The sequence below is a fragment of the Nocardia uniformis NBRC 13702 genome (assembly GCF_001613345.1).
GTDB classification, from domain to species: Bacteria; Actinomycetota; Actinomycetes; order Mycobacteriales; family Mycobacteriaceae; genus Nocardia; species Nocardia uniformis.
The window spans coordinates 283,926-298,997 of sequence record NZ_BDCE01000019.1 but is presented as its reverse complement, the minus strand read 5'-3'; the positions used below and the strand labels follow the sequence as shown (position 1 = coordinate 298,997).

Sequence of the window (15,072 nt, the reverse complement as noted above, 5' to 3'; positions counted from 1 at the left end):
TCGGCTCTTGTCCAAATGCATTGAATTGTCGGAATTTTGAGTGGAAACCGTCGGATTTTGAACGGAGACGACCGATATGCCCATACGCAGTGCAGCCTGGCCACCCGGCACCCCGTGCTGGATGGACTGCCAGGTCGACGACCCGGCCAAGGCCGGTGAGTTCTACGCCGAACTGTTCGGCTGGGAGGTACAGGGCGGTGACCCGGCGGCCGGGGGATACCTGATGGCACTGCGGGCGGGGCAGGCCATTGCCGGAATCGGACCCAAACCGGAAGTGGGCATGCCCTCGGCCTGGACCACCTACTTCGCGGTGGAGTCGGCCGACAACACCGCCGCGGCGGTGTGCGCCGCGGGCGGCACCCTGCTGGTAGCACCGTTCGACGTCATGGAGTTCGGCCGCATGTTCGTCGCCGCCGACGTCACCGGCGCACCCTTCGCGGTGTGGGAGGCGCGGGCACACAATGGCGCGGCCGTCTACAACGAGCACGGCGCGTACCTGTGGAACGACCTGCACACCGGTGACTACGAGGCGGCGAAGCAGTTCTACGCCGACGTATTCGGTTTCAGCTATCTCGAATACGACAACGAGACCATGCGCTACGCCGCCTTCATCGCGCCCGGTTCGGACGAGAGCGCGGGGGGTATCAATGACGACAGCCGCACCGGCAGCGCCCCCGGCCAGCCCTACTGGCTCACCTGGTTCCAGTACGACGACATCGACGACGGCGTGCGCGGGGCCGAAGAACTCGGAGCCACCGTGCTGCTGCCACCGGAGAACGGGCCCTTCGGCCGGATGGTGGTGGTGGCCGCGCCGCAGGGTGAACTGTTCGCCCTGCTGGATCCCAGCCAGGTTGTCGGCGATATGCCGGAACCCAAGAGTGGACGGGGGTGAGCCACCCCGGAACGGTTGGTCAGCGCACCGACTCCGGCGTGTGGGCCAGCGACCACGGCTCCGGCATCGAGACGCCACCGTTGCCAGGCTTCTCGCCCGAACGCGAACTGGCGGACGCCAGTTGGGATTCGCGGCGGTCCGGGGCGACCAGGATCGCGGTAATCGGAATCGCCAGTGCCAGTGAGCCGATAATGAAGAACGGAACGAAGAAGGTGAACAGATCCGCACCGGTCGGCGCGGAGGCCGCCGCGTCGATATGGAAGCTCAGGCCGAGCAGTCCGGTGTAGTGCATACCGGTCACGACGAGCGCGTACAGCATGGCGCCGCCCATCAGCACCACCGTCGAATTGACGCGGAGACTGAACCACAGCAGCGCCGCCGACAGCAGCAGCGCGATCGCGTAGACCGCGGCAATCGACAGCGGATTGAGCTGCACCGTGCCCTGCACGTGTACGGCCGAGAGAATGAGCAGCTCCATCGAACCGATTCCCGCGCCCATCACCAGTGCGCCCAGCCCCAATCGCACCCAGTTCTGGGTCCGGCCCACAATGATCAGCGCCAGCATGACGGTGATTCCCGACGCCGCCGAGAACACGGTGGTGAGGGTCTCGTCGTAGCGAATCTGGCTGCCCTCCGCCTCGACGCCGAGCATCGAGACGAATACCGGCATGGATACGCCCACACCGCCGATGGACGCGGCCGCGACGAACAACCACACGAAGCGGAACCGAGCGGTCACCGATCTGGTGGACTGCCGGATGCAGGCCAGGCCGACCGCCGCGCCAGCGGTCGATACGATCAGCGCCAACGCGATGATCCAATAGCCCATTGAGAAGTAGATCACGCCGTACGTACTCCCAGTCGAGTTCTGCCTAGCCGATCGCCCCGTGCACCACGGGGCGGGGTATTCGAGGGCCACACACCCTCGAACACCCTTTACCCAGGTTTACGGATGCTCAACCCCGCCAAGCGGTTTCGCGCTGCTGCGCCATCAGTCGTTCGATCGCGTACTCGGTGACCGCGGCCAGCGATCGGCGCACTTCTCCCGGATCGCGGGCATCGATATCCACAATCGGCACACCCTCACGGATGCTCAGGGCTTCGCGCAGTTCGGCGACCGGGAAGCGCGGGGCGTCCGGGAACCGATTGACCGCGACCAGGAAGGGCAGCTTCTTGGCCTCGAAGAAGTCGACAGCGGCGAAGCTGTCCTCGATGCGCCGGGTATCGACCAGCACCACCGCGCCGATGGCGCCGCGAACCAGGTCGTCCCACATGAACCAGAACCGCCGCTGTCCGGGTGTGCCGAACAGGTACAGCACCAGGTTGCCGGGCAGGATGATGCGCCCGAAATCCATGGCCACCGTGGTGGTTTCCTTACCCGGCGTGGCCGCCAGGTCATCGTGACCTTCGGATATGGCGGTAACCATGGCCTCGGTGCGCAGCGGAACGATCTCCGATACCGCACCGACGAAGGTGGTCTTGCCCGCGCCGAATCCGCCCGCTACGACAATCTTGGTCGATGCGGTACGGAACTCGCCTCCCTCACCGGGACGCGGCGGAAACTGCGGCGTCGCATTCTGATTCGGGAACTGCGGGGCGCCGTTATAGGGCGCGGCGTCATAGCGCCCGGAGTCCATGCAGGGTCCTCTCCATTAAAGATCGGCGCTCATCGAAGGTCGCCTCTTCGCTCAAAGTCGAATGCACACGCAGGGTTCCGGCGACAACGAGATCACCGATCACCACGCGCACCATGCCCAGTGGTCGCTGCAGGTGGGCTGAAATCTCGGCTACCGACAGCCGAGCCGTGCCGAGACGCAGGATCTCGGTCCGGATATCGCCTGCGGGCCAGTCGAAATGGGCGGTATAGGACAGGGTCTCGACGACCGCCTCCATGGGCAGATCGACCGCCGGCTCGGTGCGGCCGGAGGTCAGCGCGTAGGGACGGACTCGGGAGGTCGGCCGGCCGGCGCCGGCGCCGTTCGGGCTGGACATCTGCGATCAGACGGCCTGACGGGCGGTGGCCTGAACCACGGACCCGACACGATCGACCAACAGTGCCATTTCGTAACCGATGCGGCCGATGTTGTGCTGCTTATTGGCCAGCACCGCCAGGTGCGAGCCATTGCCCACACTCATGACCAGCAGGTACCCGCGCTGCATCTCCACGATGGACTGCATTACCTTGCCGCCGTCGAAGAGCTGTGCCGCGCCCGCCGCCAGGCTCGCCAGACCGGCGGTGACCGCGGACAGCTGCTCGGCCCGGTCGGCAGGCAGGTGTGGGCTGGTGGCCTGCAGCAGACCGTCGGCGGAAACCAGAACGGCGTGCGAAACCCCCGGCACCTCGCGGGTGAAACGCGTGACCAGCCAGTTCAGATTTTCATCGGTTGTGGTGCGCTGTTCGGTCATGCATGCCCTCCGTCGTTGTATGGGGCTCCGTCTTTGTACTGGGCGTCTGCCCGCCCACTCAGGACCCCGCTGAGATGCCTGGTCAAACTGCTACGGATCTCGTCCGGATTACGGTTGCCTTCTTCTTCGACAGGTGCGGCGGCGCCGGGGACGAGCTGGGCCCCGGGGCGACGGATCGGCAGGCCGCCCTGGGTGGTGGAGTTGGTGGCGGGTTCCATGGCCTGTTCGGCGGCGGCCCATCCGGCATCCGACGATGAGGACCACGCCGCGCTGGGCTGGCCGCCGACGGCCGGTTCGACCAGCCATTCCGACACCATGCGCTGGTAGATCGGCGACTGGATATCGTCGCCTACCGGGCGCAGACCCTGTGCGGGTGCGGGCTGACGCGGTGCGGTGGGAGTGCGGCCCGCGCCGCTATCACCGTTGCCGTTGCCGTTGCTGTCGTCACTGCGGTTGCCACCGCCGCTATTGCCATTACCGCCGTTGCCGTTTCCGGCGGGGCCGTTCGCGGTGCTGCCGTTCGCCGCGCCGGTGGCATTGTCGGTGCCGCCGTTCTCGAATCCACCATTGCTGTAACCGCCGAAGCTCGCGGCGCTGCCGGTCGGTGCCGCAACGGGCTCCGGTGCGGGGGCGGGCGTCGGAACCGGGGTCGGAACCGGGGCGGGCTGACGGCTCAGACCGTTGGCACTACCCCACTGCTCGACATCGCTGGCCTTGTACTGCTGGGTCTCGCTGTTGTCCCACTGCTGGTTCTCGCCCCAGAAGTCCACCGGGCTCGGCGCGGCCTCGGTCTCCGGCCGAGCTTGCGCGGGTTCCGGTTCGTCGAGCGAGGCACGACGTTGCGGCAGACCGGAACTGGTGACACCGAAGCGCGGAGCGGCGGGCTCCGGCGGATTCGGCACCGGCATGAGCCGTGGCGGTGCGACCGCGGGGGTCGCGGTGGGCGTACCCGGTGCGTTCAGCGTCGTCAGCGACTGCTGCTGCGAATTCTGGCCGGACGGAAGCGAAGTCAGGCCGGAGTGCTGCGGATTCACCGGCAGCGCACTGGTCAGCGGGTAGGTGCCGGTGCTGTTGTCGGTGCGCTCCGGCGCCGGTGCGGGGGAGACCAGGGTGCCCGGCAGATGCACGCTGGCGGTAATGCCCGGCTGCGCCACCATGGCGGAGGTGCGGCGCAGGCTGACCGTGATGTTGTGCCGCTTGGCCAGTCGGCCGACGACGAAAAGACCCATTCGGCGGGCGGTTTCGACATTGACCTCACCACCGGAGGCGAGGCGGTCGTTGATGGACTGCAGGTCTTCGGCATTCATGCCCAGACCGCGGTCGGTGATCTCGATGAGATAGCCACCGTCCACCGCGCGAGCCACCGACACCGCCACCGGCGTGGACGGCGGCGAGTAGCGCAGCGCGTTATCGATCAGCTCGGCCAGCAGGTGTTCGATATCGACGGCGGGTTCACCGGCGACAATGCCATCGGGCACGGTGCCGATTTCGACGCGCTGGTAGTCCTCCACCTGGGAGACCGACGACCAGAGCATGTCCGACAGCGGCACCGCGGGCAGGTGACCGCGGCGCAGCGCGGTACCGGCGAGCACCAGCAGGTTGTCACCGTTACGGCGCATGCGGGTGGCGAGGTGGTCGAGGCGGAACAGGCTCTGCAGCCGTTCGGAGTCGTCCTCGTCGCGTTCCAATTCCTCGATCAGATTGAGCTGTTGCTCGACGAGGGATTGGCTGCGGCGAGACAGCGTCTCGAACATATTGCCGATCTGCAGCCGCAAACGGGCCTGATCGGCGGCGAGGTGCAGCGCCTGCTGGTGGATATCGTCGACGGCACGGGCGAGCTGTCCGACTTCCTCGGTAGTGTGCACGTCGACCGGGGTGATCTCGGGGGTTGCCCCACCGGAGCGCACCACTTCGAGTTCCTGCGGTAGGTCGATATGCGCGACCTGGAGGGCGTCGCGTCGCAGACGGCGGACCGGGACGACCAGCGAGCGGGCGACCACGAGGGCGATGGCCAGACCGGCCAGCAGCATGCCGATAACGATCGAGGTGTCGCGGAGAACGTTATTGCGAGCCTCGGTGGTCAATCGGGCCAGTTGGGCGTCGAGAGCCTCTGAGAGGTTGACGGTTTCGCGACCGTAGGCATCGGCACTGGCGCGCAGGTTCTCCTGCATGGCAGGAATAGAACCCGGATCGGGTGCGTTCTGCATCAGGATGCCGATGCGCGTCTCGGCACTGTCCTTGATGATCGGGTAGTTCTCGGCCAGTCCCGTATTGAGCTCGCGGTAGGACTCGATCATGGTGAGTTCGGCGCCGATGGTGGTGAGCAGGCGCACCCGGATCGCGGGATTCTGCCCGGCATTGGGGGTCGCCAGCATGATGCGTTCCTGCGTGAGCATGCGGCCGGCGACCGTGGCGGTACCGACCTGTAGGAACAATTGCTGTACGCGCAGCTCGCCGACCGTCTGCGAGGTCGACATGGTCTCGCGAATCTTGGTGGAGATCGCGTCGACCTGTTCGCCGATGGACGCCACGGATCCGCTACGGAGACTGTTGCGCATGGAGCGGGCACTGGCGAGGACCTGGGTCAGTTCCGAGCTGATCGCATGTTCGACCGTGGAGGAGCGCAGTTCGGTGTCCAGATCGGCGGCCGCGCTGTCGAATCGTCCGATCGCGGTATCGAGAGCCGGGTTCGCTTCCGGATTGCCGAAGGCGGTCACGGCCGCGACGGCGAGTTCCTGTGTGGCGTACTCGAACTTGATTGTGGGTGAGAAGACGGCGGCCTGTGCGGTGCCGGCGCTCAATTGATTGATGGTCTGCAGTTCGCTGTTGATGCGCAGCACCGCGAAGGTCGAGGCAAGAAGCACCGGTAGCACCAGTACGATGCCGACCTTGCGTGTGACGGGCCAATTGGACAGGCTGAATTGCCAAGACCGGGGAGCAGCTTCCATCCCGATGCCGTCGCCTCCGCTTTCACGAGTGGACCCCGAGTCGTATGCGGTTGTACGGATATGGGGTTCAACACGCGCGGAACCAACTAAGGGTCTTCTTTTCCGGCTCGCAACATACCGCGTGAACTGTGCATCGGCAATTCGGGCGACTCACACTGTGAGACTCCGAAAGTAGCTAGCTGCAACGCCTTTCGAATTCCCATTCGCGCGCACTACTCGGCCGCTGTCCCATTCGAATCGAAAGGTGCAGGTCACCGCGCGATGTCACTCGGCGTGTCGGATGCCACCTTCTCAGTCACCTCTCAGTCGCTACGGTCAGACTGGAGGCCATGCGCATTCTGGTAGTCGATGACGACCGCGCGGTTCGTGAATCGCTGCGGCGTTCACTGACCTTCAATGGTTACACCGTCGACCTCGCCGTCGACGGTGTCGACGCCCTCGAGAAGGTGGTCGGTCAGCGCCCGGACGCCCTGGTGCTGGATGTGATGATGCCGCGGCTGGACGGGCTCGAAGTGTGCCGCCGCCTGCGCAGCACCGGTGACGATCTGCCGATTCTGGTACTGACGGCCCGGGATTCGGTATCCGAACGGGTCTCCGGTCTGGATGCGGGTGCGGACGACTACCTGCCCAAACCCTTCGCGCTCGAGGAGCTGCTGGCTCGACTACGGGCTTTATTGCGGCGCACCACCACCGATCAGATGGAATCCTCGGAGACCATGACGTTCGCTGATCTGTCGCTGGATCCGGTAACCCGGGAGATTTGGCGCGGCGAGCGACAGATCAGCCTCACCCGCACCGAATTCTCGCTACTGGAAATGTTGATGGCGAATCCGCGCCGGGTACTCACCCGCAGTCGGATCCTGGAAGAGGTATGGGGCTACGACTTTCCCACCTCCGGCAACGCGCTCGAGGTGTACATCGGATATCTGCGCCGCAAAACCGAGGCCGACGGTGAACCGCGGCTCATCCACACCGTGCGCGGCGTCGGATATGTGCTGCGTGAAACCCCTCCGTAGGAGCCGTGCTCGTGGGTAGAACCGTGCCGAGGCGACCGGAGGTCGCTGGAATCGGACGTACGGAGTCGGCGGAGCTGCGCCCGCCGATGCCGCTGACGCGGACCGTATCGCTGCGTTGGCGAGTGACGCTGCTGGCGGCGTCACTGGTGGCCGTCGCGGTCGCCGTGACCTCCATCGCCGCCTATGCCATGGTGGCGCGTTCGCTGTACGCCGACGTGGATGCGCAACTGCGCGCGCGGGCTTCGCTGATGATCGACAACAACTTCGACAGCCTCGGCTTCCAGTCGATCGTGCTGGCGGGCCTGTACTCCACCGATGTCGGTGTGGCGCTGATTTTCCCGGATGGGTCGCCGTACCTGCCGCCGCAATCCACGAAACCGCCCATCGGCAGCCAGGAGCAGGCCGTGGCGCACGGTGAACTCGCCTTCTCACTGCATACCGTCGACAATCAGCGAGTCCTCGCTCGGCGCACCAATTCCGGCTCCACCCTGGTGGTTTCGCAGCGGCTGCAACCCACCCGCGAGGTGCTCGACCGGCTGGCCCTGCTGCTGTTCGTGGTCGGCGGCTGTGGCGTGGTGCTGGCGGCGGCGGCCGGAACCGCGGTGGCGCGCACCGGTTTGCGCCCCGTCGCGCGACTAACCTCGGCCACCGAACGTATTGCCCGCACCGACGACCTCACCCCGATTCCGGTCACCGGAGACGACGAACTCGCCAGGCTCACCGAGAGTTTCAACACCATGCTGCGGGCGTTGGGCGAATCCCGGGAGCGGCAGCGAAGATTGGTGTCCGACGCCGGGCACGAACTCAAAACGCCGCTCACCTCGTTGCGCACCAACGCCGAACTGCTCATCGCCTCCAGTCGCCCGGGCGCGCCACGCATTCCGGACGAGGATATGGCCGAGCTGCGCAATGACGTGATGGCGCAGATCGAGGAATTGTCCACGCTGGTGGGTGATCTGGTGGACCTGGCGCGCGAGGACGCCCCGGAGACCGTCTACGAGCAGGTCGATATCGGCGATGTCGCCGAACGCGCGCTGGAACGAGTGCGGCGGCGGCGCACCGGAATCGAATTCGACGCGGAGTTGCGGTCCTGGGTGGTCTACGGCGATGAGCCAGGGTTGGAGCGCGCCCTGCTCAATGTGCTCGACAATGCCGCCAAATGGAGCCCGGCCGGGGCGAAGGTCTTCGTCCGGATGGCCGAGAACGGGCGCGGGCTGGTGGAATTCATCGTCGATGATGCCGGGCCGGGTATTCCGCCCGCCGAACGGGAGCTGGTGTTCGAACGCTTCTACCGGACCACTGCCTCGCGATCCATGCCCGGTTCCGGACTCGGCCTGGCCATCGTGAAACAGGTGGTGACCAAACACGGCGGCACCATCAGCATCGACCGTTCCGACCGTGGCGGCGCGCTGATCCGTATCGTTCTTCCTGGAGAAGGCGCATCACCGACTGTCTCGCACTGATCTCGTACCGTCGCGCTGGAACTCGTATCGAAATGCAAGGACGGTCTCAGTCCGCTCTCAGTCGTTGTCATCAGGCTGGTCGTCAGACTCGAGGGAGAAACGAGAGATATGACCGAGGATTCCAAGGGCGCGCACGGCGATCAGCCCGATGCGCACAGCGGCCCGGCCGCGGTGCCCGGCAACGACCAGACCGCCCAGCCCCACAGCGGCAGCGGTCAGCCTTACGGCGCCGGTGGCCGTCCGCACGACGGCACCGAGCTCCACGGCGGCACCGCGGCGCCCCAGGGCGGCTCAGCGCGATCCGGCGGCCAGGGCGGGCAGTCCTACGGCGAGCACGCTCCCCAGTCCTACGGCGGCCCCGGCCCTTTCGGGGGTGCGGGCGCCCACTACGGCCACGGCGCGCAGCCGTACGCCGCGGCGGGGCCGGGCGGCACCCATGATCCGTCGGCCACCGCGGAATTCCCCCGCGGTGATTCGCGCCCGGGGTATCCGTCCCAGCCGGGTGGCTTCCAGACCGGCAGCTTCCAGTCCGGTGGGTTCCAGACCGGCCAGCAGTACACCGCGCCGCACTACACGGGACCCGGTGCGTCCGGTCAGCCCGGCTACGCGGCTGCGCCCGCGCCGCAGCGCAGCCGACGTACCGCCGTGGTAGCGGGCGCGCTGGCGCTGGCCTTGGTCAGCGGTGGTATCGGCGGTGCGGTCGGATCGATGGCGACCCGGGACTCCGGCAGTCGACCCGCGATCACCAATGCGCTCGACGCGCCGCGCGACCAGGTCTCCACCGTCGCCAACGCCCCCGCCGGTTCGGTGCAGGCGGTGGCGCAGAAGGTGGTGCCGAGCGTGGTCATGATCCGGGTGGCGGGTGCGCGGGCCGAGGGGGAGGGCTCCGGTGTGGTGCTGTCCAGCGACGGACTCATCCTCACCAATAACCACGTGGTCAGCGGTGCGGGGCCGAATGCCGAGATCGATGTGGCGTTCAGTGACGGGTCCACCGCACCGGCCACCCTGGTCGGCACCGACCCCATCTCGGATCTCGCGGTCATCAAGGTGACCGGTAAGCAGGGCCTGACACCGATCGAACTCGGTAGCTCGGACAATCTGCAGGTGGGTCAGTCGGTGGTCGCCGTCGGTTCGCCGCTCGGCCTGGCCGGCACCGTCACCACCGGTATCGTCTCGGCGCTCAACCGCCCGGTGTCGACAAGTGGCGAACCCGGCTCGACGGGTACGGTCATCGACGCCATTCAGACCGACGCGGCCATCAACCCGGGCAACTCCGGTGGCGCGCTGGTCGATATGAACGGCAAGTTGATCGGGATCAATACCGCCATCGCCACCATGGGTGTTTCGGAACCCGGCGGCCAGAGCGGTTCCATCGGCCTCGGTTTCGCGATTCCGGTCGATCAGGCGCGCCGCGTGGCGGATGAACTGATCAAGACCGGTAAGGCCACCTACGCCCAGATCGGCATCAAGGTGCGTGCGCGCGACGATGTGAACGGCGCGCGCGTGCTCGAGGTGACCCCGGACGGCCCGGCCGCCAAGGCGGGCATTCCGAATGGCGCGGTCATCACCAAGCTCGACGATCAGGTCGTCGATTCCGGTAATGCCCTGATCGCCGCGGTGCGCTCGCATCGTCCCGGCGACAAGGTGAAGATCACCTATACCGATGAGCAGGGCAATAATTCGAAGACCGTCGAAGTCACCCTCGGTGAGGCCGTGGTTGAGGGCGGACGATGAGCCAGAACGGAACTCGAATGAATCAGCACCGAACTCGACCGGTCACCGTACTCGCGGAACGGAGCACCTCGACCGGGGGATGGGAGCCGTTGTCGGACAAGGACGCTACGGTGAGCACCATGGAAATCGATGCGGCTGTGGCCGGCCGAGCTCTTGTCGTGGTCGTCGACGACCGAACCGCGCATGGCGGCGTGGACTCACTCGGTCCGCTGGTGACCGAACTACTCACCGAGGCCGGGTTCCTGGTCGACGCCTCGGTATCGGTGCAGGCCGATGAGGTCGAAATCCGCAATGCCCTCAATACCGCCGTGATCGGCGGCGTCGACCTGGTGATCTCGGTGGGCGGTACCGGTATGTCACCGCGTGACGTCACCCCCGAGGCCACCTCGGATGTGCTCGATCGGGAACTGCCGGGTATCAGCGAGGCGCTGCGCGCTTCCGGCCTGCACTCCGGATCGGTCGACGCGGGCCTGTCCCGTGGTCTGGCGGGCATCTCGGGCAGCACCCTGGTGGTGAACCTGCCTGCCAGCCGGGCCGCCGTTCGCGACGGCATGGCCACCCTCGGCCCGCTCGCCAGCCGCGTTATCGAACAGCTCTCCGGTTTGGCGGAATGACGTCCGAATCGGAACGCGACTCCGAGCAGCCCCGTCCGGCAAAGAAATCCGCCGCGGAGGAGAAATCCGCCGCGGCCGATGGCCGGGCGGGGCCTCGTGCGTCCACGGGGGATGCGCCGGATCCGGGCGTATCCGCCACCTCGGCGTCGAAGAAGCCGCATGCGTCCGCCACCTCGGGGGCTGCGAGCCCGGGTGCGCCCGCTGCTCCGGGGGCGAAGAAGAAGCGCTCGGCCGCTGAGCTGGCGCTGTTGGCGCGTGTATTCGGCGATACGTTGCCGTCGACGACCACGGACGAGCGCACCCCCGAACCGCAGTCGGGTACGTCGTCGGAAGCCTGGCTCCGCGCTCAGAAGCCGCCTCATCACGGTTGAGACGTGGTGCGCCAGTACCGGCACATCAGACCCACGTCATTTCGATCCGCACACCCCGTCATCCCGGCCGAAAGCGCGCCGCAATGACGGGGTGTCGCTGGTTTTCACGTCATTACGGCGGTTGTTGCTAAGTGATTGCTGTAACAGTTATTGTCGGCGGCGGGTCCGCAATTCTCAGGACTTTCACGGCTTTGGATGAGGTGCTGGCATGTAGCCGGTATGCAAAGTCCGTCCTCGGGAGGCCCGCGCAACCCCGACAGTCGGGGCTGTTATTCGCAACAACCTGATGAGGGAACACATGAGCGACAACCGCCTTCGCGGTATTCGTGGCGCCCGTATCGCGGGCGTGGGCGCCGCCGCTGCCGTGGCCGTCGGCCTGCTGTCCACGGGCGCTGCCAATGCCGACACCTTCGTACCGTTGCCGGACGGTCAGAAGTCGAGCTCGGGCGTCACCATTACCCGTACGGGTGAGCACGCCGTCATCTCGCCGTCGCTGGCCGCCAATGGCGCCGGGCGTACGGCCTGGCTCAGCGGCAATGTCGTCGCGGATGTCACCGCCACCCCCGAGGGTGAGGTGGGCCCCTGGAACGGTGCCGCCAACAACCCCGGTTCCAATAACTCCTCCACCCACGGCGCTTCGCGTCTGAGTACCGGCTACATCGTCGGCTGCCAGGTGAGCCTCGCCGATAACGCCGTTTCGGCGGGCATTTCCGGCGGCATCGACCTGACCGGCGCCAAGGCCGGCGGCTCCATCGGCCTGAACCTCGGCCCCGGTGAGGTCACGTTCCTCGGCCTCGATGGCAAGGACATCTTGAAGCCGGGCCGCTACTCCGTGGAATACCAGGACATCCCGGTCGAAATCCAGGGTTGCGCGGGTTACGCACAGGCGCGTGCGTACACCGTCGTCGAGATCATCGGCGACCACTATTCGAAGACCACCCTCTACGGGCAGCCGTTCAGCCTCGGCTGACGTGGTCTTCAAATCCGCACATTCTTTCGCGCGTAAGCGAATTCGACCCCAGAGGGAAATCCATGAACATTCGTAAGACTGTGGCCCGGGTGGCCGGTGGCGGCGTCGCCGCGACGGCGGCGCTGGGTCTGCTGTCCACCGGTGCCGCCAATGCCGACACCTTCGTTCCGCTGCCGGGCGGCGAAATCACCAAGACCCTGTCCGACGGCACCGTGGTGACCGTCCGCATGGTCGGTGAGTCCGCCAATATCAACCCGTCGATGGGTGCCACCCCGCTGCATCGCAATGCGTGGGTCTCCGGCTCGGCGCAGGTCGATATCTCCGGTGCCGCGATCGGCGGCAAGATCTTCCCCGGCTACGTCGTGGGTTGCCAGGTCAATATCGCCGGCGGCGGCGCCTCCGGTGGTGTCGACGGCGGTGCGGCGTACGACGGTTCGTCGCCGAGTGTCGGCGCGAACGCGGGCGGCAATCTGTCCCTCGGCCCCGGCCAGTCGAAGGCGTTCTACGTCCTCGATCTCGAGGCCGCCGACGACTACGGCAGCGAGTCCCACTATGTGCGCAATAAGTTCTCCGGTAACAGTGGTTCGGTGACTTGGGCGGACGAGACCCTCAACCTGAACGGGTGCGGTGGCTACGCTCAGGCACGCTCCTTCGTGACGGTCAAGGTCGAGACCGACAATGTCTCCTCGGCTGTCACGTTGTGGGGTCAACCGTTCAGTCTCGGCTGACTTTTCTTCCCGTAGCGAGTCATAGCAAGGCTCGACCAAAGGGCCCGGCGCTTAGCACCGGGCCCTTTTCGTGTTTTCGTGACGTGCCTGCTCACAACACTTATGCAAATCAAGTGATATGAGAATCCGGGAGAGTGTGATCCAGATCACATCACCTTTATGATCCCTTACGTTGCTCAGCCATTGCCTAAGTGTTTAATGTCCCACTTCGGGCTGTTAGACCTGTGGGTTCTCCAGTCTCGAGGTGCGGCGTTCCCCGCTCGCTTCGACAGGAACCTGGCCCGGTTCCTGTGATGGAGTTCGCTTGTCGGACGAAATTTGTCATTGGTTACACAGTGGCAACAAGAAGACGACAAACTGGGCTGGGCCTGAGAGGACCCCATTTCAGCCTCGGGATCCGAGGCTGACCGCTAGAAACCTGATGAGGGGAAGTATGAGCGAGAACCGTACCCACGGTCTGCGTAGCGGTGCCCGCATTGCGGGTGCCGGCGCGGCTGTGGCCGTCGCTGTTGGCCTGCTGTCGGCAGGCGCTGCAAACGCAGACACCTTTGTGCCGTTGCCGGACGGTCAGAAGGTAAGCCCCGGTGGCGAAGTCACCATCACCCGTACCGGCGAGCGCGCGCTCGTCTCACCGTCGCTGTCGGCCAATGGCGCCGGTCGCACCGTGTGGGTGAGCGGTAATGCCACCGCCGATGTCGTCTCCACGCCCGAAGGTGAGGTCGGCCCCTGGAATGGCGCGGCGGGCCTGCCGGGTTCCAATAACTCCTCCACCCACGGCGCTTCGCGTCTGAGCACCGGCTACATCGTCGGCTGCCAGGTCAGCATCGGCGAGGAAGCGATCTCCGCGGGTATATCCGCGAGCCTCAGCCTGAGTGATCTCGGCGGCGGCGCGTCCATGGGCCTGCAGCTCGGCCCGGGCCAGGTCAAGTGGGTCGAGATCGAGGGTAAGGATGTCCTGAAGGCGGGCGTCTACTCGGTCGAGTACCAGGACGTCGAGATGCAGATCGAGGGTTGCGCGGGTTACGCGCAGGCGCGGTCGTACACCGTTGTCGAGATCATCGGCGACCACTACTCGAAGACGACCCTCTACGGTATGCCGTTCAGCATCGGCTGATCTGGTTCTGACCCGCCAAATCCTTTCTCGCGCAAGCGAATAAAAACCCTTGAGGGAATATTATGAACATCCGTAAGTCCATGGCGCGGCTGGCCGGTGCTGGCGCTGTCGCCACCACGGCCCTGGGCCTGCTTGCCACAGGTGCGGCCAATGCCGACACCTTCATCCCGCTGCCGGGCGGCGAAATCACCAAGACGCTGTCCGACGGCACCGTGGTGACGGTCAAGCTGGTCGGCGAGTCGGCCAATATCAGCCCGTCGATGGGTGCCACCCCGCTGCACCGCAATGCCTGGACCAGTGGTTCTGCCCAGGTCGAGATCTCCGGAAGCGGCCACACCGGCGGCAAGATCTACCCGGGCTACGTGGTCGGCTGCCAGGTCAACATCGGCGGTGGCGGCGTGGAAGGCGGCGTCGAAGGCAGCGTTCCGCTGGAAGAAGGCGGCAGCGCGTCCCTCGGTGTGTCCACCGGCGGCAACCTGTCCCTGGGCCCCGGCCAGGCCAAGAAGTTCTACGTGCTCGACCTGGAAGCCCCCGATGACTACGGCAACGAGGACCACATGGTCCGCAACAAGTTCGAGGGCACCAACGGCTCGGTGACCTGGGCTGACGAGACCATCGGTCTCAGCGGATGCGCCGGTTACGCACAGGCGCGTGCGTTCGTGCTCGTCAAGGTCGAGACCGACAACGTGAGCAGCGTTGTCACCCTGTGGGGGCAGCCGTTCAGCCTCGGCTGATCGACGCCTCTCTCGGCACTCATTACGCGGCCAGCCGCGGTGAACGGGCCCGGTGCGAAATGCACCGGGCCCGTTCTTTGTA

The 15,072-nt window shown here is 66.0% G+C and carries 15 protein-coding genes; 10 read left to right on the top strand and 5 right to left on the bottom strand.

The features are described from left to right. The first annotated feature begins 76 nt into the window (after positions 1-76). The gene (locus NU1_RS06335; RefSeq protein WP_067518254.1) at positions 77-892 is read left to right on the top strand and encodes a VOC family protein; all 816 of its coding nucleotides are present in this window, start codon (positions 77-79) and stop codon (positions 890-892) included. A 19-nt stretch (positions 893-911) separates the two neighbouring features. Here NU1_RS06335 and NU1_RS06330 read toward each other — a convergent pair whose 3' ends face one another. The 5 genes from NU1_RS06330 to NU1_RS06310 all read right to left on the bottom strand — a co-directional run bounded on the left by NU1_RS06330 (position 912) and on the right by NU1_RS06310 (position 6,162). Next, positions 912-1,736, bottom strand: coding sequence for an MHYT domain-containing protein (locus tag NU1_RS06330; RefSeq protein WP_067518252.1), 825 nt, complete (start codon positions 1,734-1,736; stop codon positions 912-914). 112 nt (positions 1,737-1,848) lie between these two features. Next, on the bottom strand, positions 1,849-2,529 hold the full coding sequence (locus tag NU1_RS06325; protein WP_084521014.1) for a GTP-binding protein: 681 nt from the start codon (positions 2,527-2,529) through the stop codon (positions 1,849-1,851). Beyond that, on the bottom strand, positions 2,510-2,884 hold the full coding sequence (locus NU1_RS06320) for a DUF742 domain-containing protein (protein ID WP_067518250.1): 375 nt from the start codon (positions 2,882-2,884) through the stop codon (positions 2,510-2,512). Before NU1_RS06320 ends, NU1_RS06325 begins: the two co-directional genes overlap by 20 nt. A gap of 6 nt (positions 2,885-2,890) precedes the next feature. Next, positions 2,891-3,298: a roadblock/LC7 domain-containing protein gene (locus NU1_RS06315; protein ID WP_067518248.1), complete on the bottom strand. Its 408-nt coding sequence runs from the start codon at positions 3,296-3,298 to the stop codon at positions 2,891-2,893. Next, positions 3,295-6,162, bottom strand: coding sequence for a sensor histidine kinase (locus NU1_RS06310; protein WP_245719967.1), 2,868 nt, complete (start codon positions 6,160-6,162; stop codon positions 3,295-3,297). Before NU1_RS06310 ends, NU1_RS06315 begins: the two co-directional genes overlap by 4 nt. Positions 6,163-6,575: 413 nt before the next feature. Between NU1_RS06310 and NU1_RS06305 the strand changes: the two genes are divergently transcribed. The 9 genes from NU1_RS06305 (at position 6,576) to NU1_RS06265 (ending at position 14,990) form a co-directional block, all read left to right on the top strand. Next, entirely contained in the window at positions 6,576-7,262 is a 687-nt protein-coding gene (locus NU1_RS06305) for a response regulator transcription factor (protein ID WP_067518243.1), read from the top strand. An 86-nt stretch (positions 7,263-7,348) separates the two neighbouring features. Continuing rightward, positions 7,349-8,725 carry a HAMP domain-containing sensor histidine kinase gene (locus tag NU1_RS06300; protein WP_084521013.1) on the top strand — a complete coding sequence of 459 codons (1,377 nt, stop codon included), beginning with the start codon at positions 7,349-7,351 and terminating at the stop codon, positions 8,723-8,725. Positions 8,726-8,833: 108 nt separating this feature from the next. Next, complete coding sequence (locus NU1_RS06295) at positions 8,834-10,459, top strand: trypsin-like peptidase domain-containing protein (RefSeq protein WP_084521012.1); 1,626 nt, start codon at positions 8,834-8,836, stop codon at positions 10,457-10,459. Between the two features lie 119 nt (positions 10,460-10,578). Further along, positions 10,579-11,073 carry a MogA/MoaB family molybdenum cofactor biosynthesis protein gene (locus NU1_RS06290; RefSeq protein WP_212761434.1) on the top strand — a complete coding sequence of 165 codons (495 nt, stop codon included), beginning with the start codon at positions 10,579-10,581 and terminating at the stop codon, positions 11,071-11,073. Then, complete coding sequence (locus NU1_RS06285) at positions 11,070-11,444, top strand: hypothetical protein (RefSeq protein WP_067518241.1); 375 nt, start codon at positions 11,070-11,072, stop codon at positions 11,442-11,444. The genes NU1_RS06290 and NU1_RS06285 overlap by 4 nt, the downstream gene beginning before the upstream one ends. Positions 11,445-11,742: 298 nt before the next feature. Then, complete coding sequence (locus NU1_RS06280) at positions 11,743-12,414, top strand: MspA family porin (protein WP_067518239.1); 672 nt, start codon at positions 11,743-11,745, stop codon at positions 12,412-12,414. A gap of 62 nt (positions 12,415-12,476) precedes the next feature. Then, entirely contained in the window at positions 12,477-13,142 is a 666-nt protein-coding gene (locus NU1_RS06275) for an MspA family porin (protein ID WP_067518237.1), read from the top strand. A gap of 433 nt (positions 13,143-13,575) precedes the next feature. Beyond that, complete coding sequence (locus tag NU1_RS06270; RefSeq protein ID WP_067518234.1) at positions 13,576-14,256, top strand: MspA family porin; 681 nt, start codon at positions 13,576-13,578, stop codon at positions 14,254-14,256. A gap of 62 nt (positions 14,257-14,318) precedes the next feature. Then, positions 14,319-14,990 (top strand): MspA family porin, encoded by a 672-nt coding sequence (locus NU1_RS06265; protein ID WP_067518233.1) that lies wholly within the window; start codon positions 14,319-14,321, stop codon positions 14,988-14,990. Positions 14,991-15,072: the final 82 nt, after the last annotated feature.